General features: G+C 66.1%; 20 protein-coding genes and 2 tRNA genes. 6 read left to right on the plus strand and 16 right to left on the minus strand.

Features of this window, described 5'->3' with window-relative positions; genetic code table 11:
* The first annotated feature begins 9 nt into the window (after positions 1-9).
* The gene (locus M9H71_RS00175; RefSeq protein ID WP_230757015.1) at positions 10-453 is read left to right on the plus strand and encodes a PPC domain-containing DNA-binding protein; all 444 of its coding nucleotides are present in this window, start codon (positions 10-12) and stop codon (positions 451-453) included.
* A 17-nt stretch (positions 454-470) separates the two neighbouring features.
* On the opposite strand, the gene M9H71_RS00180 is transcribed toward M9H71_RS00175, so the two are convergent.
* Positions 471-2,234, minus strand: coding sequence for a chloride channel protein (locus M9H71_RS00180; RefSeq protein WP_455403112.1), 1,764 nt, complete (start codon positions 2,232-2,234; stop codon positions 471-473).
* A gap of 821 nt (positions 2,235-3,055) precedes the next feature.
* On the opposite strand from M9H71_RS00180, the gene M9H71_RS00185 reads away from it, so the two are divergent.
* Entirely contained in the window at positions 3,056-3,901 is an 846-nt protein-coding gene (locus M9H71_RS00185) for an alpha/beta hydrolase (RefSeq protein ID WP_455403113.1), read from the plus strand.
* Positions 3,902-3,904: 3 nt separating this feature from the next.
* Here M9H71_RS00185 and M9H71_RS00190 read toward each other — a convergent pair whose 3' ends face one another.
* The 10 genes from M9H71_RS00190 to M9H71_RS00235 all read right to left on the minus strand — a co-directional run bounded on the left by M9H71_RS00190 (position 3,905) and on the right by M9H71_RS00235 (position 14,634).
* On the minus strand, positions 3,905-4,267 hold the full coding sequence (locus M9H71_RS00190) for a Rieske (2Fe-2S) protein (RefSeq protein ID WP_455403114.1): 363 nt from the start codon (positions 4,265-4,267) through the stop codon (positions 3,905-3,907).
* Positions 4,260-4,964 carry an ABC transporter ATP-binding protein gene (locus M9H71_RS00195; protein ID WP_455403115.1) on the minus strand — a complete coding sequence of 235 codons (705 nt, stop codon included), beginning with the start codon at positions 4,962-4,964 and terminating at the stop codon, positions 4,260-4,262. Before M9H71_RS00195 ends, M9H71_RS00190 begins: the two co-directional genes overlap by 8 nt.
* The gene (locus M9H71_RS00200) at positions 4,957-5,763 is read right to left on the minus strand and encodes an ABC transporter ATP-binding protein (RefSeq protein WP_455403116.1); all 807 of its coding nucleotides are present in this window, start codon (positions 5,761-5,763) and stop codon (positions 4,957-4,959) included. Before M9H71_RS00200 ends, M9H71_RS00195 begins: the two co-directional genes overlap by 8 nt.
* Entirely contained in the window at positions 5,763-6,797 is a 1,035-nt protein-coding gene (locus tag M9H71_RS00205) for a branched-chain amino acid ABC transporter permease (protein WP_164607423.1), read from the minus strand. The genes M9H71_RS00200 and M9H71_RS00205 overlap by 1 nt, the downstream gene beginning before the upstream one ends.
* Positions 6,794-7,666 (minus strand): branched-chain amino acid ABC transporter permease, encoded by an 873-nt coding sequence (locus M9H71_RS00210; protein ID WP_455403117.1) that lies wholly within the window; start codon positions 7,664-7,666, stop codon positions 6,794-6,796. Before M9H71_RS00210 ends, M9H71_RS00205 begins: the two co-directional genes overlap by 4 nt.
* Before the next feature lie 65 nt (positions 7,667-7,731).
* Complete coding sequence (locus tag M9H71_RS00215; protein WP_455403118.1) at positions 7,732-8,886, minus strand: ABC transporter substrate-binding protein; 1,155 nt, start codon at positions 8,884-8,886, stop codon at positions 7,732-7,734.
* A gap of 79 nt (positions 8,887-8,965) precedes the next feature.
* Positions 8,966-10,150: a xanthine dehydrogenase family Fe-S subunit gene (locus M9H71_RS00220; protein ID WP_455403119.1), complete on the minus strand. Its 1,185-nt coding sequence runs from the start codon at positions 10,148-10,150 to the stop codon at positions 8,966-8,968.
* The gene (locus M9H71_RS00225) at positions 10,147-10,977 is read right to left on the minus strand and encodes an FAD binding domain-containing protein (protein ID WP_455403120.1); all 831 of its coding nucleotides are present in this window, start codon (positions 10,975-10,977) and stop codon (positions 10,147-10,149) included. Before M9H71_RS00225 ends, M9H71_RS00220 begins: the two co-directional genes overlap by 4 nt.
* Positions 10,974-13,349, minus strand: coding sequence for a xanthine dehydrogenase family protein molybdopterin-binding subunit (locus tag M9H71_RS00230; protein WP_455403121.1), 2,376 nt, complete (start codon positions 13,347-13,349; stop codon positions 10,974-10,976). The genes M9H71_RS00225 and M9H71_RS00230 overlap by 4 nt, the downstream gene beginning before the upstream one ends.
* Before the next feature lie 7 nt (positions 13,350-13,356).
* Positions 13,357-14,634 (minus strand): amidohydrolase/deacetylase family metallohydrolase, encoded by a 1,278-nt coding sequence (locus M9H71_RS00235; RefSeq protein WP_455403122.1) that lies wholly within the window; start codon positions 14,632-14,634, stop codon positions 13,357-13,359.
* 164 nt (positions 14,635-14,798) lie between these two features.
* On the opposite strand from M9H71_RS00235, the gene M9H71_RS00240 reads away from it, so the two are divergent.
* Positions 14,799-15,293, plus strand: a complete 495-nt coding sequence (locus M9H71_RS00240) for a MarR family winged helix-turn-helix transcriptional regulator (RefSeq protein ID WP_455403123.1) — start codon at positions 14,799-14,801, stop codon at positions 15,291-15,293.
* Between the two features lie 231 nt (positions 15,294-15,524).
* Here M9H71_RS00240 and M9H71_RS00245 read toward each other — a convergent pair.
* A tRNA-Tyr gene (locus tag M9H71_RS00245) sits at positions 15,525-15,610 on the minus strand.
* 209 nt (positions 15,611-15,819) lie between these two features.
* On the opposite strand from M9H71_RS00245, the gene rlmB reads away from it, so the two are divergent.
* Complete coding sequence (gene rlmB, locus M9H71_RS00250) at positions 15,820-16,647, plus strand: 23S rRNA (guanosine(2251)-2'-O)-methyltransferase RlmB (RefSeq protein WP_455403124.1); 828 nt, start codon at positions 15,820-15,822, stop codon at positions 16,645-16,647.
* 22 nt (positions 16,648-16,669) lie between these two features.
* Here the strand turns inward: rlmB and M9H71_RS00255 are convergent, their stop codons facing one another.
* Both M9H71_RS00255 and M9H71_RS00260 read right to left on the minus strand, forming a co-directional pair.
* Positions 16,670-17,173: a hypothetical protein gene (locus M9H71_RS00255; protein WP_455403441.1), complete on the minus strand. Its 504-nt coding sequence runs from the start codon at positions 17,171-17,173 to the stop codon at positions 16,670-16,672.
* A gap of 71 nt (positions 17,174-17,244) precedes the next feature.
* Complete coding sequence (locus M9H71_RS00260) at positions 17,245-17,718, minus strand: hypothetical protein (RefSeq protein ID WP_455403125.1); 474 nt, start codon at positions 17,716-17,718, stop codon at positions 17,245-17,247.
* A 213-nt stretch (positions 17,719-17,931) separates the two neighbouring features.
* Between M9H71_RS00260 and M9H71_RS00265 the strand changes: the two genes are divergently transcribed.
* Both M9H71_RS00265 and M9H71_RS00270 read left to right on the plus strand, forming a co-directional pair.
* Positions 17,932-18,006 (plus strand) — tRNA-Thr (locus tag M9H71_RS00265).
* A gap of 173 nt (positions 18,007-18,179) precedes the next feature.
* Complete coding sequence (locus tag M9H71_RS00270; protein ID WP_455403126.1) at positions 18,180-18,386, plus strand: hypothetical protein; 207 nt, start codon at positions 18,180-18,182, stop codon at positions 18,384-18,386.
* Between the two features lie 10 nt (positions 18,387-18,396).
* Here the strand turns inward: M9H71_RS00270 and M9H71_RS00275 are convergent, their stop codons facing one another.
* Both M9H71_RS00275 and M9H71_RS00280 read right to left on the minus strand, forming a co-directional pair.
* Positions 18,397-18,510, minus strand: coding sequence for a sodium:solute symporter (locus M9H71_RS00275; protein ID WP_455403127.1), 114 nt, complete (start codon positions 18,508-18,510; stop codon positions 18,397-18,399).
* 161 nt (positions 18,511-18,671) lie between these two features.
* Positions 18,672-18,797: a hypothetical protein gene (locus tag M9H71_RS00280; protein WP_455403128.1), complete on the minus strand. Its 126-nt coding sequence runs from the start codon at positions 18,795-18,797 to the stop codon at positions 18,672-18,674.
* Positions 18,798-18,882 lie beyond the last annotated feature (85 nt).

Raw genomic sequence — 18,882 nt, forward strand, 5'->3', positions numbered from 1 at the left:
GGCGACATTATGCAACACAGGAAATTGCACGACGACGGCGGACAGACGACCTGGGTGATCGTGCTCGAAACCGGCGACGAGGTCATGCAGTGCATGCAGCGCTTCGCCGAGGAGCAAGGCATCTTCGCCGCGCAGTTCAGCGCGATCGGCGCATTTCGCCGGGTCGTGCTGAATTACTTCGACTGGGACGCCAAGCAGTACATCCGGATCCCGGTCGACCAGCAGGTCGAAGTCGCTTCGCTCACCGGCGACATCGCACAAGCGCCGTCCGGCAAACCGGCGCTGCACATCCATCTCGTGGTCGGCCGGCGCGACGGCAGCGCGATGGCGGGTCACCTCGGCGAAGGCCATGTGCGGCCGACGCTGGAGATCGTGCTGACCGAGAGCCCGACCTTGCTGCGCAAGGCATACGATCCGGAGTCCGGTCTGGCGCTGATCCGCACCGACACCTGATCGCGCGGCGGCCCTGCTCAGCCGTAGGGTCGCACGCTCTCGGCGACCGAATCCGCAACGTGCTCCTTGGTGATCACACCGACTACCTGCGAGGCCCGTGGGCGGCCTTCGCTGTCGACCACGATCGCCATCGACGCTTGGCGGCGGGTCATGCGGGCGACGATCTCGAACACCACGTCGCGGCGTCGAGCAATCGTGAACTTCTGCGCCAGATCTCCGAGCGTGACGCCGGAATAAGACGGCGATGTACTGCGGCGAAAGCCGGTATTGATCCGGGCCGCTCCCACGATCATATCGCCGCGTGTCACCACCACATGGGCGAGCCCCTGCGGAAGATCGTCGCGCTGCAGGAAGTCGTCGAGCGGCGTCGTCGCCGCGACGATGATCGGATTGCGATCCATCACCTCGTGGGCATGCCGGACCAGGAACATGTTGGCGTGGTGCGCCTTCGGGATCGCATGACCACGGCCGACCAGCTTGATGGTGTAGATGTTTTCGCGGCTGAGCAGGCGGCGCACGCCGATCGCCAACGCCACCGCGACGATCACCGGCATCACCAGATCGTAGTCGCGGGTCATCTCGAAGATCATCGTCACCGCGGTCATCGCCGCGCCGGTGGCGCCGCCGACCATCGCCGCCATGCCGACGATCCCAGCGGTCGCGACCGTCAGGCCGGGCGCGGGATCGACCAGCGCCACCGCCGCGCCGAACGCGCCGCCGAGCGTCGCGCCCATGAACAGCGACGGCGAGAAGATGCCGCCCGAGGCACCGGCGCCGAGGCTGACCGAGGTGGCGGCGAGCTTGCAGATGAACAGCAGCGCCAGCAGCCCGGGCAGTATCAGCCCGCCCGTCATGATCGCCTGGATCGTCGCATAGCCGACGCCGTCGACGTAGTACTGGCCGAAATTGCGCATCAGCACGTACAGCAGGACGCCGACCATCAGCATGCCGACGATATTGCGCAGATAGGTGTTCTTGATCGTCTCGAACAGCGTCTCGGCCGCCGACAGCCCGCGGATGAAGGCGGTCGCGGCCAATCCCATCAGCGCGCCGAGCAGCGCAAACCACAACAGCGACGTCAGCGGCGTCGGCTGGTCCGCCAGCAGCAGATCCTGCGGCAGCGCGAAGGCCGGCGCCAGGCCGAGGAACAGTCGCCCGATGAAGGTCGCCGTCCCGGTCGCCAGCGCGACAGGCAGGAAGGTCCGCGCGCTGACTTCCGGCAGCATCAGCTCGATTGCGAACATCACCCCGCCGATCGGGGTGTTGAAGGTCGCTGCGATACCTGCACCGGCGCCGGCCGCGACCAGCGTGATCCGCTGCCACGGCGCCACCGCGACGAGCTGGCCGAGCGAGGAGCCGAGCGACGCGCCGATCTGGATGATCGGCCCCTCGCGGCCGACCGCCGCGCCGGTGCCGATCGAGATCGCCGAGGCCAGCGACTTGATCGCGGCGACCTGCGGCCGGATCTTGCCCTCGCGATAGAAGATCGCGTCCATCACCTCGGGCACGCCGTGGCCGCGCGCTTCCGGGGCGAAGTTGTTGACCAGCCAGACTACCACCAGACCGCCGATCACCGGCACCAGGATGATCAGCGCCCCCCATGGCGAGGCCGGGGTGAATTCATTGGCGTCGTAATAAGCCGACAGCGTCCCGAAGAACGCCGCGTTGTGGATCAGCGCGATCAGAGCCCGAAACGCGATCGCGCCGAAGCCGGTAATGACGCCGACCACAACCGCCAGCAGGCACAGGCGAAACAACCCGATCCGATGCGGCCAGAGCATCGCGGCGATCCGCCGACGGCTCAAGGGCCGGCCGGAACGTCGACGCGGCGGCGCACGATCGGCTGCCGTCGAGCCGGCTCCCGCTCCGCCCCGCGTCACGACCGAACCCACGCCACGTCGGACGGAACTGCCTGATTCATCGTCGTTCTTTCAAACCGCCCGGTGCCGACGGCGAAATCGGCAGTGGGCTTCGATCTGGGAAGAACGCGCGCCGCGGACCGGCGGCTCGCGCACAGCCGCCAGCGCGCGCGACCTCCGCGATCCCTTAATCCGCAACATCTTCGGAATTTTCAGCAAGACGCCCGAACCGACCCGGAGCCGCAACGCCTCGCGCCGCAGCATCGTCGCAATCTGTGAGCCGCTCTCCGAAAGTTCAAATCTCTTTCTTGTGAGGCGGGCACAGGACTCTGGAAATCTCCTGGTCGAGGACTTCGCTAATCGGCGGATCGACTCGCTCCTCCATGGCAACCACCCCAAGCCTGCGATCGAACTCCTGGCGTTGCAGATCCTAGTGACGGCAACCGGATCGGCTCACTGCTTAGCGCAGCACCCTACGCCAATTTTCGGCCAAAGCCGTCATCCATCTGGACCACGCAGTCGCAGTGCAACAAATACGATCACACGGAATCGCGCTCGTGACGCTCCCGCGCGGACAGGCTGATTATCTCCCGAGAAACCGTCGGCAGTGCGCAGACGCGTCGATGCGCGATCGCGTCAGTCTGATTAATCGCAAGGCGGCATTTGGCGTGACAATGCGATCGACAGCCGTGCGGCTTTGTTGCAAAGCTGACCATAAATAGCGCGCAGCCAATGGAGCCACGATGACGAACGACCGCCCTGCCGATCCCCGCACCAACTGGGCGCAACTTGCGCAGAGCGAGCGTGACGCGGCTTACGACAATAACAGCGCCGTCAAGAACAGTCCCGAACTGATCGCCGAGCGCAACTCTTCGTCGGCGAAGGCGCGCGCCACGTTGAAGTCGGTGCTCGACCTGCCTTATGGCCCGCGCCCGAACAACAAGATCGACCTTTATCCTGCCGCCGAGCGCGACGCACCCTGCCTCGTGTTTTGGCATGGCGGATATTGGCAGAAGAATTCGCGCGAGCTGTTCGCCATGCTGGTCGAAGGCATCGCGGCGCACGGCTGGTCGATGGCGATCCCCGGCTACTCGCTGGCGCCCGACGTGTCGCTCGCCACGATCGTCGACGAAAGCCGCGCCGCGCTCGACTGGCTGGCCGCTCATGGCCCCGAGCACGGCGTCGCCGGCCCGGTCGTGACGTCAGGCTGGTCCGCCGGCGGTCATCTCGTGGCGATCACGCTGGATCATCCGCTGGTGACCGCGGGCCTGTCGATCTCCGGCGTGTTCGATCTCGGCCCGATCCGCGACACCGGGCTGAACAAGGCGCTGCAACTCACCGATGACGAAGTCGAAAAGCTGTCACCGCTGCGACTGCCGGTGATCAACAAGCGCCTCGATCTCGCCTACGGCGCCAACGAACTGCCCGCGCTCGTGCTCGACTCGATGGAGCTGCACGCGCGTCGCGAGGCCGCTGGCGCAACGGGGCGACTGCTGCCGCTTCCCGGTCACGATCACTTCTCGATCCTAGCCGAACTGCGCCGCCCCGAAGGCGCACTGGTAAAGGCCGCGCGCGAGCTGGTCGGCTGAGATTCAGCGCACAGACTTCAGCGAGGCGGCATTGATGAACACCTCGCCTCGCTCGGCCCGCACCGGATAGAGCCGCAGCGGCCGGCTCGGCCAGCCGTCCGAAATCGCGCCATCGATCAGGCTGAACGACGCGTCGTGGCGCGGACAGGCGAGCCGTCCGCTGACGAGGCGTCCGCACGCGAGATCAGCCTGCTCATGCGGACAGGCCCGCTCGCAGGCTGTAACTAATCCGCCGTCCGCGACCAACACGAGATCCACGCCCGCGATCCGAACGGCAACGATGCCCGCTGCGGTGAGCCGCGGCAGACTGCAGACCGGAAGCCACTGGTCCTGCGGCCATGCAGGACCACGGCGGTCGTCAGCCACCGAGATACGCCTTGCGGACGTGCGGATTGGCGATCAGTTCGGCACCGGTGCCCGACAGCACGATACGGCCGCCCTCAAGCAGATAAGCGTGATCGCACATATCGAGCGCCGCGAAGGCATTCTGCTCGACCAGCAGCACGGTGGTGCCGGCGTCGCGGATCCGGCGGATGATCGCGAAGGTTCGCTCGACGATGTTCGGCGCCAACCCGAGCGACGGCTCGTCGAACATCACCAGCCGCGGCCGGCTCATCAACGCCCGCCCGATCGCCAGCATCTGCTGCTCGCCGCCGGACAACGTGCCGGCCGCCTGCTTGCGGCGCTCGGCAAGGCGGGGAAACTCGCCATAGATCCGGTCGCGGTCGGCCGCGACCTCGGAGCGGTCACTGCGCAAATACGCGCCCATGTCGAGATTCTCCTCGACCGTCATGTGCGGGAACACACGGCGGCCTTCCGGGCAATGCGCAATGCCGGATTTGAGGATGCGGGGCGGCCGCGCGCCGGTGAGCACTTCGTTGTCGAACCGCAGCGCGCCGGCACGCAGCGGCACGAGGCCGGAGATCGCCCGCAGCGTCGTACTCTTTCCCGCACCGTTGGCACCGATCAGCGCGACGAGCTGACCGGCCTTGACCTCGAACGAGATGCCCTGCAGCGCGGTGACGCCGCCATAGCCGCATACGGCGTTGATCACCTCAAGCATGTTTCACACCCTGGCCGAGATAGGCTTCGATCACCGCTGGATCGTTGCGGATCACGTCCGGCGTTCCTTCGGCAATGATCCGGCCGTAGTTCAGCACAACGATCCGATCCGACACGCTCATCACCATCGGCATGTCGTGCTCGACCAGCAGAATGGTGATGCCGCGATCGCGAATCTTGCGGATGAGCTGCACAAAGGTGTGCGTTTCCGACGCGTTCATGCCCGACACCGGCTCGTCGAGCAGCAGCATCGACGGCTCGGCGGCGAGCGCCAGGGCCACTCCGACCAACCGTTGTTCGCCGTAAGACAATGAGCCCGCCAGATCATCCGCGCGGCGGCCGAGGCCGACCCATTCGACCAGCTCGGCAGCCTTCTGCTTCAACTCCACTTCAAGTCGGCGAACCCGCGGCAGGCCCAATACCGACGGCAGCACGCCGACCCGGCCGCGGCGATGCAGCCCGATCAGCACGTTGTCGTACACCGTGTCGTTGGGGAACACGCTGGTCCGCTGGAAGGTGCGGATCAGGCCAAGATCGGCGATTGCCTGCGGCTTCATTCCGCGCAGCGACTGACCACGATAGGTGACATCGCCATGCGTCGGCGTGAGGAAGCCGGTGACGACGTTGAACGCCGTGGTCTTGCCGGCGCCGTTCGGGCCGATCAGGCTGACGATCTCGCCTTCGCCGACAGAGAACGTCATGTCGGAGATCGCCACCAACCCGCCGAAATGCATCGCGACCTTGTCGACGCTGAGCGCGGTCTTCACCGCCGGTTGCTTCAAGGCTGCTGCAGCTGTCATCACGCGCTCTCCTCAACACCGCGCTTGGCGAAACCGGGCGCCGTCACCGGCTTCATCCGCGGAAACCACTGCATCAGCGCCGGCACGATGCCGCGCGGCATGATGAACAGGATGACGATCAGCGCACTGCCATAGGCGATCCACTGCGCCTCCGGTGCCATCACCGGCCGCAGCGCGACCGGCATCAGGCCGAAGATCAGCCCGCCGACCACCGGACCCGCAAGCGTGCCCTTCCCACCCGTGATCACCATGATCACCATCGTCACCGTATTAATGAACGCGAACACTTCGGGATCGATGATCTTGATATAGTGCGCGTAGAGGCTGCCGGCGCCGCCGCAGATGCCGGCCGACACGACAGCGGCCAGCGTCAACGTCTTGGTGACGTCGATGCCGATCGACACCGCCAGCGTCTCGTTCTCCATCAGCCCGCGCATCGCCCGGCCGACATGGGAACGTACCAGCCGCGCAATCAACAGGTAACAAGCCACGGCGACGCCGAGCACCAGATAATAGTTGTGCAGCTTGGTGCGGAAGACGAATTCGCCGAGCCCAGGGAAGCCGACCTGCATCGGCGGGATGCTGGTCAGCGCCAGCGGGCCCTGAGTCAGCTCGACCCAGTTCAGCGCCACCAGCCGCACCACCTCGGCGAACGAGATGGTGACGATCACGAAATACGCCCCGCGCACCCGGAACGACAGCCGTCCGACCAGATAGCCGCACAACCCCGACACCAGCACGGCGATTGCGAAGCCGGCCAGCGGCGGCCACGGCTCGTGCACGACGTGCAATCCGAACGGCAGGCTGACGCTGAAGCCGAGCGATGTCAGCGCGCTGACATAGGCGCCGATGCCGAAGAAGGCGATGTGGCCGAGGCTGAGCTGGCCGGTGAAGCCAAGCAGCAGATTGAGGCTCATTGCACCGATGACGAAGATCCCAGTGGTGATCAGCGCGTTGAGCAGATACGGATCGCTCAGCCATAGCGGAACGGCGGCAAGCGCGGCGACGACGACGATCGACAGCAGCAATTTCATCCGACGCGCTCCGCACGAGGAAACAGCCCGGTCGGGCGGAAGATCAGCACGGCGATGATGATCAGGAAGCCCATCGCATCGCGGTAGCCGGACGAGATGTAGCCGGCGCCCAGTTCTTCGGCGAGCGCCAGGATGAAGCCGCCGATCACCGCGCCGGTGATGTTGCCGAGTCCGCCGAGAATGACGATGGCGAACGCCTTGACGGCCGCGAGATCGCCCATCGCCGGATAGACCACATAGACCGGTCCGAGCAGCGCGCCAGCCGCTGCGGCGAGGCTCGATCCCAGCGCAAAGGTCGAGGTGTAGATCAGGTTGACGTTGACGCCCATCAGCGCCGCCGTGTCCTGATCCTGGAATGTGGCGCGCATCGCGCTGCCGAGCCGGGTGCGGTTGATCAGGACGTAAGTCAGCACGATCAGCGCTCCGGCGGCCACCAGCACGAACAGCCGCAGCCACGACACCGAGACCGGGCCGATCTCGAGTGGCGCGTCCGGGAACGGCGTCGGCACCGACTTGGCGACACCGCCCCACACCCACAGTGTCGCCGACTGCATCGCGATCCAGGCGCCGATCATCACCAGCATGGTGGTGTCGATGTCGGAGCCGCGCAGCGGCCGCAGCAGCGTCAGTTCCACCAGCGCGCCGAGCGCCCAGCCGCTCGCAATCGAAAGCGGCAGTGCAACGAAGAAGTTCAACTCGAACTTCTGCACCACGACGAACATCACGTAGGCGCCGAACGTGTAGAGAATGCCGTGCGTGAAATTCACCACATTCATGATGCCGAAGATCAGCGTGAGGCCGATGCCGAGCAACCCATAGGTGCCGCCGAGCACGAGCGTATTGATGAGATGCTGAAAGAATTCGCCCAAGGTCGATCCTCACGTTCCAGGGAAGGACGAGGCGCGGGTCGCGCCTCGTCGGTCGTGTCGTGCGGTCAGAGATCCTTCATCGCGACTTTGCCGTCCGCGATTTCGATCAGGTACACGTTGGGCTGGCTCTGACCGCTTTCCTTGCCGGCGGGGCCAGACTTCTGGAAAGCGATGTCGCCGTTGAGGCCCTTCAGCTTGATGTCCCACAGCGCCGCCTTGATCGCGGCCGGCTCGGCCTTGCCTGCCTTTTCGATCGCCGCCGCCGCGGTGCGGATGCCGTCATAGCCGCGGAAGCTCTCGGTGCAACCGGCGAAGTCGAAACCGCGCTTCTTCCATTCGGAGACGAAGTAGGTGGTCGCTTCGGGGTTCGGCGTCTTGTCCGGGAACCACGGCAGGAAAGTCGTCAGATGCATGGTGCCGTTAGCGGCGGCACCGGCCTGGGCAATGATCTGGTCGGGGTTCTGCGAGCCGCCGGTGGTGATGATCTGCTTCTTCAAGCCAAGGGCTGCGGCCTGCTTGAACAGCAGCGTGAGCTGATCGACCGCGGCGGTGACGATGATGGTCTCCGAGTCAGAGCCCTTCAGCTTGGAGAGCTGCGCGCTCATGTCCTGCGCGCCCTGGTCCATGGTCTCGACCAGGCCGACCGCGATGCCCTTCGCCTTCATCATCTTGCCGAAGTCTTCGGCGGCGCCGCGCCCCCAATCGTTGTTGATGACGAGGAAGTCGACCTTCTTCAGACCGAGCTTATCGACGATCTTGCCGAACGCCGCAGCCTCGATCGCCGACGGCGGCGAGATGCGGAAGATGTAGGGATTACCCGAGGTGGTGATCTTGCCGGAGGACGAGGTTTCGACCACCATCGGCACCTCGTATTCCATCAGCTTCGGCATCACCGCCAGCGTCAGGCTCGAGCCCCAGGCCCCCATCATCACCGGCGTCTTGTCGCGGGTGATCAGCTTCTCGGCGACCGCCGCCGCTTCGGTCGGGTTGCTCTTGTTGTCCTCGATCACCAGCTCGATCTGCTTGCCGAGCACGCCGCCCTTGGCGTTGATCTCGTCCGCCGCAATCTTCGCGCCGTTGACGACGTAAGTGCCGGAAGCCGCGAAGGCACCGGTCAGCGGTTCGTTCACGCCGATCTTGATCGTCTCGGCCGAGGCCGTTCCCATCAGGAGCGCAGTGGCCGCCGCGATGAGAGAAGCAGTCCGCAGGGTTCGCATCATCCTCGTTTCTCCGTGATCGTTTTGTTTGGTTGATCGGACGCCGCCCCCGGCGCCCGTCGCAAGTCGCCTTCGCCCACCGCTACCGGCGGGTCGTCCCTCCCAGCCAGCGCGGCAGCCGCGCCCTTATCAGGCCCAGCAACAGCGCCAGCCCGTTGAGATGTTGATCAGCGCCGGCCGGCACGACCGTCTCGCCGGACAGCTTGCGTTCGAGGTTGCCGGTGAACTGATCGATCAGCCGTCGCGCGAGATCGCGCACCAGACCGCTGCGCCCGACCTGCGCCAGCAGACCGGTCAGCGTGTAGCCGATCGTCAGGTCGACCCGCGTCGCGCGCCCCGCGTCCAACGGCTTCAGCCGATAGCGGATTTCACCCTGGGTCGATGATCGGCTGCGGCGATCATTGCCGGTGCCGATGATCCGGCCGGAGAGCCCGTCGTCGGCACGCTCGATCCGGGCGACGCCGGCAAACTGCGCGGCGATCGGCCCGACCTGCACACGGATCTCACCCTCGACCCGGCTCGGATCGTCGGCGTTGGTAAGGGCCACGCCCGGCAGGCAGGCGGCAACCGCGGCAACATCGGTGAACAGTTCCGCAACCTGCGACGGCGGATGCGGCACTTCGAACGCTTGCTCGATCGTCGTGGCCGGCGTGAACTCAGCGATCGAAACGTTAGCTGCTGGGACAGCGGCTCCCGCGATCGTCTGCGCCGTCGCGACGCGCAGATTTGTCTGTTCCGCACAATGTCCGGAGCCGACCGGCCCCAATTTGCGCTCGCCGCTCCCTTCGGCCGCGAGACCGCGCGCCCGACGGACAGCAATCACCGACATCACCGCGCGGACGATGCCGACATAGCCGGTGCAGCGACACAGATTGCCACTCATGCCGACGCGGATGGCCTGCTCATCCGCATCGGGCAGCCGCAGCACCAGGTCGCGTGCCGACACCAGCATGCCCGGCGTGCAATAGCCGCATTGCAGCGCGTGCTCGCGCGTGAAGGCGGCACGCAGCTCGGTGGCGATCTCGTCGTCGTCGAGCCCTTCGATGGTGGTGACGGCGGCGCCCTCGCAAGCAGCAGCGAAAGTGATGCACGACCGCGCCGGCACACCGTCGATCAACACCGTGCAGGCGCCGCAGACGCCGTGCTCACAGCCGAGATGCGTGCCGGTGAGATCGAGATGATCGCGCACCACGTCAGCGAGACTGGTGCGCGGCTCGGCACGGCAATCGACGGCGCGGCGGTTGACGGTGAGGGCCAGCGTGCTCATGCGGCCTCCTGCAATGCGCGCCTCAGCACAGTGAGATGAATGTGGCGATGCGCGGCGTCGGCGACGCCTGCTTCGTTCAGCAATCGGTCCGCCACACGCGGATCGAACCGGGTCTTGTAGTCGGCGCCGATGCGGCCACCGAATAGCTCGGCCGGCTCCGTGATCAGGATCGGCGTGGCATCGAGTGCGCCGATAACGATCCGTGCCCAGCCCGCGTCGGGATCGATCAGCGCTGCGCACTGGCCGTGCGCGAACTCGCCGGTCTTGCGGCAGGCCTTCACATAGCCCCAATGAGCCGTAGCCGACCGCTTCGGAATATGGATCGCAGCCACCAATTCGCCGGGCTGCAAACAGCTCTGCAGCGCGCCGACGATAAAATTGGACAATGACACCTGTCGGGTTGCAGATGCGCTGCGCAGCGTCACCCGCGCGCCGAGGGCCGTCAGCACCGATACCCAGTCGGCGGATGGATCGGCGTGGCTCAGCGAGCCACCGATCGTGCCGCGATTGCGCACAGCGCGATAGGCGATATTGGCCGCGACGCTGCGCATCGCGCCGGCGGTGACGTCCGGGACGCGGCCGTCTTCGATGTCGGCGTGGGTGATGCAAGCGCCGAGCACAAGCTCGTCGCCGCTGATTTCAGCCTGCTTCAGCTCGTCGATCGCAGTGATGTCGATGATCTGCTCGGGCTGCGCCAACCGCAGGTTCAGCATCGGTCCCAGCGACTGACCGCCGGCCATCACCTTGGCGCCCGCGTTGCTGCCGAGCAGCGCAAGCGCAGAAGACAGGTCGCGCGGGCGCGCGTAGTCGAATGGCGCGGGCTTCATGCGGCCGCCCTCCCCGCGCCCTGCGCCGCGATCACCGCCTCGACCACGCGATGCGGCGTGATCGGTGAGCGCATCAGTTCAGCACCACAGGGCCGTAGCGCGTCGTTGACGGCGTTTGCGATTGCGGCCGGCGGCGCAATCGCACCGCCCTCGCCGATGCCCTTGACGCCGAACCGCGTATAGGGCGCCGGCGTCTCCATATGATCGAGCCGCGGCGCCGGCACCTCGGTCGGCCCCGGCAGCAGATAGTCGGCGAACGTCGTCGCCTGCGGCTGCCCCGCCCCGTCGAACGGCATCTCTTCGTAAAGCGCAGTCCCTATGCCCTGCGCGAGGCCGCCAAAAATCTGGCCGTCGACCACCATCGGATTGATCAGCACGCCGCCGTCTTCGACGATCACGTAGTCGAGGATTTCGACGGTGCCGAGATCGGGATCGACCGCCACCACTGCGGCATGCGCCGCATAACTGAAGGTGCCGCTGTCGCGCTGCGGCTTGTAGCCGGAGGTGACGTCGAGCCCTCCGGGATCGACATCCTTCGGCAGATCCTGCGGGCGGCGATACCAGGTGTGGGCGATCTCACGCAGCGTGACGCTGCCGTTCGGGCCGCGAACTTCGGCGTCGATCAGTTCGACGTCGGCGACGTCCTGCTGCAGCAGCTTGGCGCCGATCCGTTTGATCCGGTCGCCGAGATCGCCGCAGGCGGTCGCGACCGCGCCGCCGGCCATCACCGCGCAGCGCGACCCCCAGGTGCCGGTCGAATACGGCGTCATCGCCGTATCGCCCAAAATGATCCGGACGTTGCCGACATCAACGCCGAGCATCTCGTGCGCGACCTGCGCCAGCGTGGTTTCCATGCTCTGGCCGTGCGAATGAACGCCGACGCGCAGCTCAAGCCCGCCGTCCGGCGTCAGCCGCGCCGTCGCCTGCTCGTCGCCCGGGACCATCGGAATGCCCCAACCGGAATAAACCGAGGTGCCGTGCGCAGCCTGCTCGCAATAGATCGAGAGGCCGAGGCCGATACGGCGACCGTCGGGCTCGCCACGGCGCTGGCGCGCGCGCAGGGCCTCGACATTGATGGCCTCCAGCGCCCGCCGCATCGCCTCCGGATAGTCGCCGCTGTCGAAATGCTTGTTGGTGATGTTGTCGAACGGCATCTGGTCGGGCTGCACCAGATTGCGCAGCCGAACCTCGCTCGGCTCCAGCCCGGCTTCGGCCGCCACGAGATCGAGCATCAATTCCAGCGCGAAGCAGACTCCGGTGCGCGCGACGCCGCGATACGGCAGGATCGGGCATTTGTTGGTCGCAACCGAAAAGGTGCGGCAGCGATAGGCCGGCATCACATACGGCCCGGGCAGGATGCTGGCGACCTGCGCGGCCTCCAGACACGCGGAGAACGGATAGGACGAGTACGCGCCGGAATCGACGGTCGCCTCGCAATCGATCCCGCGCAGCCTGCCGTCGCGGTCGGCATAGACCGTGATCTTGTAGTGATGCTCGCGGCAATTGGCGCTGGCGGTGAGATGTTCGCGACGATCCTCGATCCAGCGCACGGGATGACCGAGCCGCATCGTCAGCCACGACAGGCAGATCTCTTCGGGCAGCAGAATGCCCTTGTGGCCAAAACCGCCGCCGACATCCGGCGAGATCACGCGGATGCGGCCCTGATCCATGCCGAGGCATTCGGCGAGGCCGTTGCGGTTGATGTGCGGCATCTGCGCCGAGGTCGTGACGACGAGCTGATCGAGCCGGTGATCGAAGCTGGCGACCACTCCGCGGCCTTCCAGCGGCGCCATGCACTGCCGAGCCGTGTTGATCTCGCGCGACACCTTGATCGGCGCGTCGAGTGCCGCCGAGATGTCGACCTCGAAGTTGGTTTCGAGAAAGACGTTGTCGCCCCAATGCTCGTGCACCAGCGGCGCATCCGGCGCACGGGCCTGCAGCATGTCGTGCACCGCCGGCAGCTCTTCGAGATCGAGCACCACGGCGGCGGCGATATCCTCGGCCTCGGCACGCGTCGGCGCGACGCACATCGCGATCAGCTCTCCGACTTGCCGCACCTTGCCGGTCGCGAGTACCGGCTGTTCGGAAATCTTGAATCCCGGCAGACCCGAGACCGCACGGATCGGATTGACGCCGACGAGATCCTCGGCGGTGAACACACGGTCGCGATACGCTTCCGGCACGTGAATGCCGCAGATCCGCGCATGGGCCAGCGGACTGCGCACGAAAGCGACGTCCTGCATACCGGCGAGGCGGATGTCGGCCACGTATTGGCCGCGACCGCGCATCAGGCGGTCGTCCTCCTTGCGCGGCAGGCGTGCGCCGACCCCCTGCCCGCTGGCCTGATGCTGGTCGATCAGTCCGTGCACCATGTCCTCCTCAGGCTGCGACGGCTTCGGGCAGGATCGCCGCGTCGGCGTCGTAGCGAGTGCCGGCGCGCAGGCAGAACGCCGGCTGTAGCAGGCTGTCCGCGATCACTTCGGTGTTCTCGTTGTCACGCAGCACGAAGCGGCCGGCGCGCTGCGTCAGCACCGACACGTCCGCATCCATGCCGACCTTGAGAGCGCCGATCTCGTCCGAACGCGCGATCATCTTGGCGGGATTGGCGGTGACCATCGGCACCACCTGTTCGAGCGACAGGCCGAGCGCCATCATCGAACTCATCGCCTGCACCAGGCTAAACTTGGCCTGACCGGCGAAAGGATGATTCTCCTCGTCCTCGTGCTGATCGGGCGTGCCGGCGGGCGCGGGCACATGCGTGTTGTAGCCGTGGATGTCCGCACCGAGGGTCGTCGGCACGATGCCGGCCGCGATCGCCTTCTTGGCGAGCCGATAAGAGAAGTGGCTGCCGTGGCCGACATCAACCTTCAGACCGCGATCGATCGCCGCCTGAATCACGGGATGCACCACGCCTTCGCGATTGATGAAGCCGCCGGGATGCCGCGTGAACGGATGCGCCAGCACGTCGCCTTCCTTCAGCAGCGGGATGACGCGCGTCAGGATGGTGTCGGCGTCCTCGCCATTGGCGCCGCTCTTCGGCAGGCCCCAGAGCTGGCCGAAATGCACGTACACCGGCAGCTCGGCCCGGCGGCCGATCTCCGCTGCCATCTCGATGACGCGAATGCCCCAGCGCGCGAAGCCACCGATCTCCGCATGGGCCTTGATGCCGCGCACGATGTCGGGATTGGCGCGCGCAGCTTTCACGGTGGCGTCGATATCAACCCCCTCCGGGCTGTAGAGCTGCGGGTAGTAATGGCCTTCGAGGCCGCCAACGAGATAGGCCGACAGGAACGCATAGACCCGCGACTTCGCCGGCTCGGCTATGAAATGACGAAAGCCCGGCAGCGTCATGCAGGACGGCCCGCCCTGATCAATCAGCGCGGTGACGCCGGACCGCACGCCGACCATGTCGGGGTTCATGCCGAAGCGTCCGGAGACATACTGATAGATGTGCGCGTGCGTATCGATCAGACCCGGAAGTACCAACTGGCCCGCGACGTCCACCACCTCCTTGGCACTCGACGGCAGAACGTCCTTCTGCACGGCCGCGATCTTGCCGCCGCGCACCGCCACATCCATCACGCCATCAATGCCGGAGGCCGGGCAGATCACTCGCCCGCCACGCAACAGAAGATCAAAGCTGGCACTCACCGACATCGAACCGCTCTCCAAGAACCTGACCAAAATTACGAAGCATGCTTCGCATTTGCATCAAGCAAGACCTATGCCAAAGTCTAAGAGACCAAGGACGTAGAGAATCGCGTTACTGGATTTCGGCGGGCGGCTGTGGCCGGTCAGCCTGGAGAGATGGAGAGAAACGCTTGCGGCAGAAGCATTTCAGCGGGGCCGAGGCTGCGCACAAACCATGGCCGCTGGCCGAGCGTCCCGGTTTTCTGATCCGGCGGCTGCACCAGATCCATGTGGCGCTGTTTCAGCAGGCGTGTGGTCAATTTGAAGTCACGCCGCTCCAATACAGCCTGCTGTCTGCCCTCGCGGCGCGGAAAACTGCAGATCAAACAACGCTTGCGGCCGACATCGCGCTCGACCGCACCACCACCACCGGCGCTCTGAAACGCCTCGAAGCGCGCCACTTGGTCGAACGACCGGTCAACGCCGACGACCGCCGCGCACGCCTCTGTCGCCTGACCCGGGCAGGCGCGCAGCTCCTGGCGAAGATTGAAGGCGCCGCGCGCTCGGCCCACGAGGCAACGCTGCAAGGCTTGTCGACACGCGAGAAGGTCCAGTTCGTCGCGATGATGCAGCGTATCGTTGACCAGAACGCCAACCAGAACACCGAGGCGCCGTCGCTGGATTGAGAGGCTGCTCGCTTCTCGCCCGTCGTGCCCAGGAACTGAGCAGGGACCAGAGGCAACAGGCTTCAAAGATGACGCGACGTCCGCCATTTGCATTGGAATATCATTGAAACTGCCGCCGTAGGCCGAACAATCTCGACCAAGCCCGACCCCAGCTGTCGCTGACTTCGAGCGCGTGGTTCCGCAGCTTTCGCCGGCGCGTCGATCAGTTAATCTTTTCAGCAATTTGTCGGATGGTGGGGGAGGCAGGACTCGAACCTGCGAAGCCATGAGGCGGCTGATTTACAGTCAGCTCCCTTTGCCACTCGGGACACTCCCCCGCCCGTGCCGCCGGCCGAACGCCTGTGGCAGGCAAAACCGGGACCGGAAGCCGCAGCGAGCCCGCGGGCGGGCCTGCAACGCGGCGCGGTTATGGGCGATGCGGCCCCCTAAAGTCAACCAACCCCATGACGATTTCGACACTCCTTCGTCATATCGGACGATCTAAGCGAAATTGCCTTGTGCAAGAGAGCGTGAGACAAGCGCCGCCATGAGCGACAGACCGCCGAATCCCCGCTTTTCCCGCCGCGATGGCCCGCCCCGCGGCAAGCCACGCCCTGCCGGGTTCCGCCGCGAAGCCCGCGAACGCGACGGCGACGGGCCCGTGATCCTGTACGGCTGGCACACCGTGACGGCGGCGCTGGCCAATCCGCAGCGCAAGTTTCGCAAGCTGTGGCTGACCGAAAATGCCGCCCGCAGGCTGGCCGAAGAGAACATCGACACCCGAATCGCGCCGGAGATCGTCCGGCCGTCGGAGATCGACCGCCAGCTCGGGCCGGACGCGGTGCATCAGGGCATGCTGGCCGAGGCCGATCCGCTGGACACGCCGCGAATCGACACCCTCCCCCAGCACGGCATCGTGCTGGTGCTCGATCAGATCACCGATCCGCACAATGTCGGGGCGATTCTGCGCTCGGCCGCGGCGTTCGCCGTCCAGGCAATCGTCACCACCGCCCGGCACAGCCCGGAGGCCACCGGCGTGCTCGCCAAGTCTGCCTCCGGCGCGCTGGAGCTGGTGCCGCTGGTGCTGGTGCAGAACCTTGCCCGGGCGCTGACCGAGCTGAATGACCGCGGCTTCCTTACCGTCGGCCTCGACAGCGAGGGTGACGACGACCTCGCCGCGGTCGAGTTGCACCAGCCGCTGGCGCTGGTGCTGGGGGCGGAGGGCAAGGGCCTGCGGCAGCTCACCCGGCAGACCTGTAACACCGTGGCCCGGCTCGACATGCCGGGCGAGATCAAGAGCCTCAACGTCTCCAACGCCGCCGCGCTGGCGCTGTACATCGGCGCCAGCCGCCTCGGCCTGATGGGCCGCCGCTAACGCCGAAACCGCAACACGCCGATCAATAGCGGTGGTGACGCATCGGCCCATGAGGGCGATGGCCGCGGTGCCAGCCGGCATGCGGGTGACGGTGCGCCCAGGAGCGGGCGTGGTGGCGGCCGTGATAGCGCACCATCACAGGGCCCCAGGACGGTTCGCCGATCACCTGATGGGTCATCGCGTGGGCATAGGCGCCGCCGGTATAGGCAGTGCCGGTGCGATACACCGAGACGGCGCGCTCGTCGTAATAGGGGCGCGGCGCGAACTGGCCGGGGCCGGTATAGGCCGGGCCCTGGTTGACGTAATAATAGCGGGTCGGGTCCGGCAGGCGTTCGAACGCCGCGGTGCCATAGCCATAGCCGTAGCCGGTTTCAAACGTGGCGTAGCCGTTGCCGCACGGACTGACCACCGGGCCGCACGTCCCGCAGCCGCCGCCGAACAGCCCTCCCCCGCAGGCCAGCGCCGGCGCGGCGCTCACGGTCACCACGGCGACCGCCGCGACCAGTCCGGAAATCATGTTACGCATGCTACGCTCCTGTTCGATGTCGTCGTCGAGATCGTGGTCGGTCGAGATCGTGGTCGAGGGCACGGCCGCCATCACCGGTACGGCCGCGGGCCGGGCCGCGGGGCCTCGTCGAACGGCGGCGCGATCAGCACCTGGGGCTCGATCATCGGGGTCGGCGGCGCCGGCTGCGGTGGCAGCGATTCCGCGCCCCAGGACTGATGGAAACTCTCGGCCGGCTTCGGCAGCTTGCGGTCCGGCGGCGGCTCGATCTCGAGGCGGCCGTAGCCCGGCAGCCGGTTTGAGCCGGGGTAATAGTGGCCGACCTCTGGATACACCACCCGCCGGCTGCCATAGATCGTCGGCTGAACGTGGGTGCCGCGCTCCAGCCCCCAATCGCCCTCGATCATCGCATAGGACGCATCGCGTCCGTTGATGATGATCGGCACGCCGGGCCGGCCGGGAATCACGATCGCCCGTCCGCCGCTCTCGGCGAAAGCCGGGGCCGCGGTCGCGGTCAGCAGCACCATCGCCTGGACCAGGCGCCGAAAGGTGAAAACATCGGACATGTGGCAAACGGTAAGGGAAAAGCCTGGCAGATGGGTTAAGGCACGGCCGCGAGCAGCCGGTAAGCCTAACGCGCGAGCACGGTTTCGGGTCCGCTTGCTGCGTTCCGCCGCAACGTCGTTAACGCCGGCTTTCAATCGCCCCCTCCCGCGCCACCGGAAAGCGCTGCTGCGGCCTTGTCGATCCGCACCGGCGCTGCTAGCTGTCTGCCCGATGCCGGCGTAGCACAGCGGTAGTGCAGCGGTTTTGTAAACCGAAGGTCGGGAGTTCGATCCTCTCCGCCGGCACCACGCCTTCCCGAGAAGACCTTTCCGGCTGCGCCATCGATGCCGCGCCGGGGGCCGGCAGACTGGCCTAACTCTTAATCAAGCCGAACAAATTTCGTCCGGCTTGATTTTCATCAAATCACACAATGGCATTGGCGCCAAAAATATCACGTTACCTTTTTACAGGATACGTCGGCATGCGATCGTTTCAGCACCGGGACTACTTTTTCCACCCCTGTGGTGCGTGTGGGGCGGTTGCGAACCTGACGCGCAATTCGCCCGCGCCCGGTGGCAGCGAACACCGCACCTACGAGTGCCGCCGCTGCGGCCAAGTCGACGTCTACGACGTCGCCGCCGATTGCAAGCTGCCGTGGATCGTGATCGAAGGCTCGCCGGTCGCCTGACTGCGCCCGATCAGTGCCGCGACGCCAGCGCGGCGGAGATCCGCCCCTGGATCACAACGCCGAGCCAGATCACCACAGTCGACAGGCCGGCCGCAGCCACCACCAGTACGTCGCTCTCGCTCATCGGATCGGTCCTCCGCAAGGGACGGGCGCAGCGGCTCCAGCAAGGCCGCCCGCGGCCCGCGGCGCCGCATTAGCGGCACCGCAACTTGCGCGATTATCGGCCGCACGCCACGCCCCGGCCTTGATGCCGGTCAATGCGGCTGCCGCTGGCGTTTGCGGCGTTCACAGCCATCGCATCAGCACGGTGAGATTGACCGCACAGGCTCCCAGCAGAGCCAGAGTGAGGCCGAACGGCGCACTGTCGATGCGGGTCTTCAGGATCGTCGTCATGTTGGAACCCGATGTCATGACCGGACCATCGGGTGATTCTAGCTCCAGAGTCCCAAGCGATATTTTTCGCCGGATTTAACCCTCGTTAACCTTCGATTCCCGC

Source organism: Rhodopseudomonas parapalustris, assembly GCF_053772255.1.

Excerpts from the sequence above, each read along its gene's own strand:
- M9H71_RS00215 (WP_455403118.1), bottom strand. The coding sequence starts at position 8,886 with ATGATGCGAACCCTGCGGACTGCTTCTCTCATCGCGGCGGCCACTGCG.
- M9H71_RS00180 (WP_455403112.1), bottom strand. The coding sequence starts at position 2,234 with ATGCTCTGGCCGCATCGGATCGGGTTGTTTCGCCTGTGCCTGCTGGCG.
- M9H71_RS00225 (WP_455403120.1), bottom strand. The coding sequence starts at position 10,977 with ATGAAGCCCGCGCCATTCGACTACGCGCGCCCGCGCGACCTGTCTTCT.
- rlmB (WP_455403124.1), top strand. The coding sequence starts at position 15,820 with ATGAGCGACAGACCGCCGAATCCCCGCTTTTCCCGCCGCGATGGCCCG.
- M9H71_RS00220 (WP_455403119.1), bottom strand. The coding sequence starts at position 10,150 with ATGAGCACGCTGGCCCTCACCGTCAACCGCCGCGCCGTCGATTGCCGT.
- M9H71_RS00175 (WP_230757015.1), top strand. The coding sequence starts at position 10 with ATGCAACACAGGAAATTGCACGACGACGGCGGACAGACGACCTGGGTG.
- M9H71_RS00235 (WP_455403122.1), bottom strand. The coding sequence starts at position 14,634 with ATGTCGGTGAGTGCCAGCTTTGATCTTCTGTTGCGTGGCGGGCGAGTG.
- M9H71_RS00275 (WP_455403127.1), bottom strand. The coding sequence starts at position 18,510 with ATGAGCGAGAGCGACGTACTGGTGGTGGCTGCGGCCGGCCTGTCGACT.
- M9H71_RS00185 (WP_455403113.1), top strand. The coding sequence starts at position 3,056 with ATGACGAACGACCGCCCTGCCGATCCCCGCACCAACTGGGCGCAACTT.
- M9H71_RS00255 (WP_455403441.1), bottom strand. The coding sequence starts at position 17,173 with ATGCGTAACATGATTTCCGGACTGGTCGCGGCGGTCGCCGTGGTGACC.
- M9H71_RS00280 (WP_455403128.1), bottom strand. The coding sequence starts at position 18,797 with ATGACATCGGGTTCCAACATGACGACGATCCTGAAGACCCGCATCGAC.
- M9H71_RS00270 (WP_455403126.1), top strand. The coding sequence starts at position 18,180 with ATGCGATCGTTTCAGCACCGGGACTACTTTTTCCACCCCTGTGGTGCG.
- M9H71_RS00200 (WP_455403116.1), bottom strand. The coding sequence starts at position 5,763 with ATGACAGCTGCAGCAGCCTTGAAGCAACCGGCGGTGAAGACCGCGCTC.
- M9H71_RS00195 (WP_455403115.1), bottom strand. The coding sequence starts at position 4,964 with ATGCTTGAGGTGATCAACGCCGTATGCGGCTATGGCGGCGTCACCGCG.
- M9H71_RS00230 (WP_455403121.1), bottom strand. The coding sequence starts at position 13,349 with ATGGTGCACGGACTGATCGACCAGCATCAGGCCAGCGGGCAGGGGGTC.
- M9H71_RS00260 (WP_455403125.1), bottom strand. The coding sequence starts at position 17,718 with ATGTCCGATGTTTTCACCTTTCGGCGCCTGGTCCAGGCGATGGTGCTG.
- M9H71_RS00205 (WP_164607423.1), bottom strand. The coding sequence starts at position 6,797 with ATGAAATTGCTGCTGTCGATCGTCGTCGTCGCCGCGCTTGCCGCCGTT.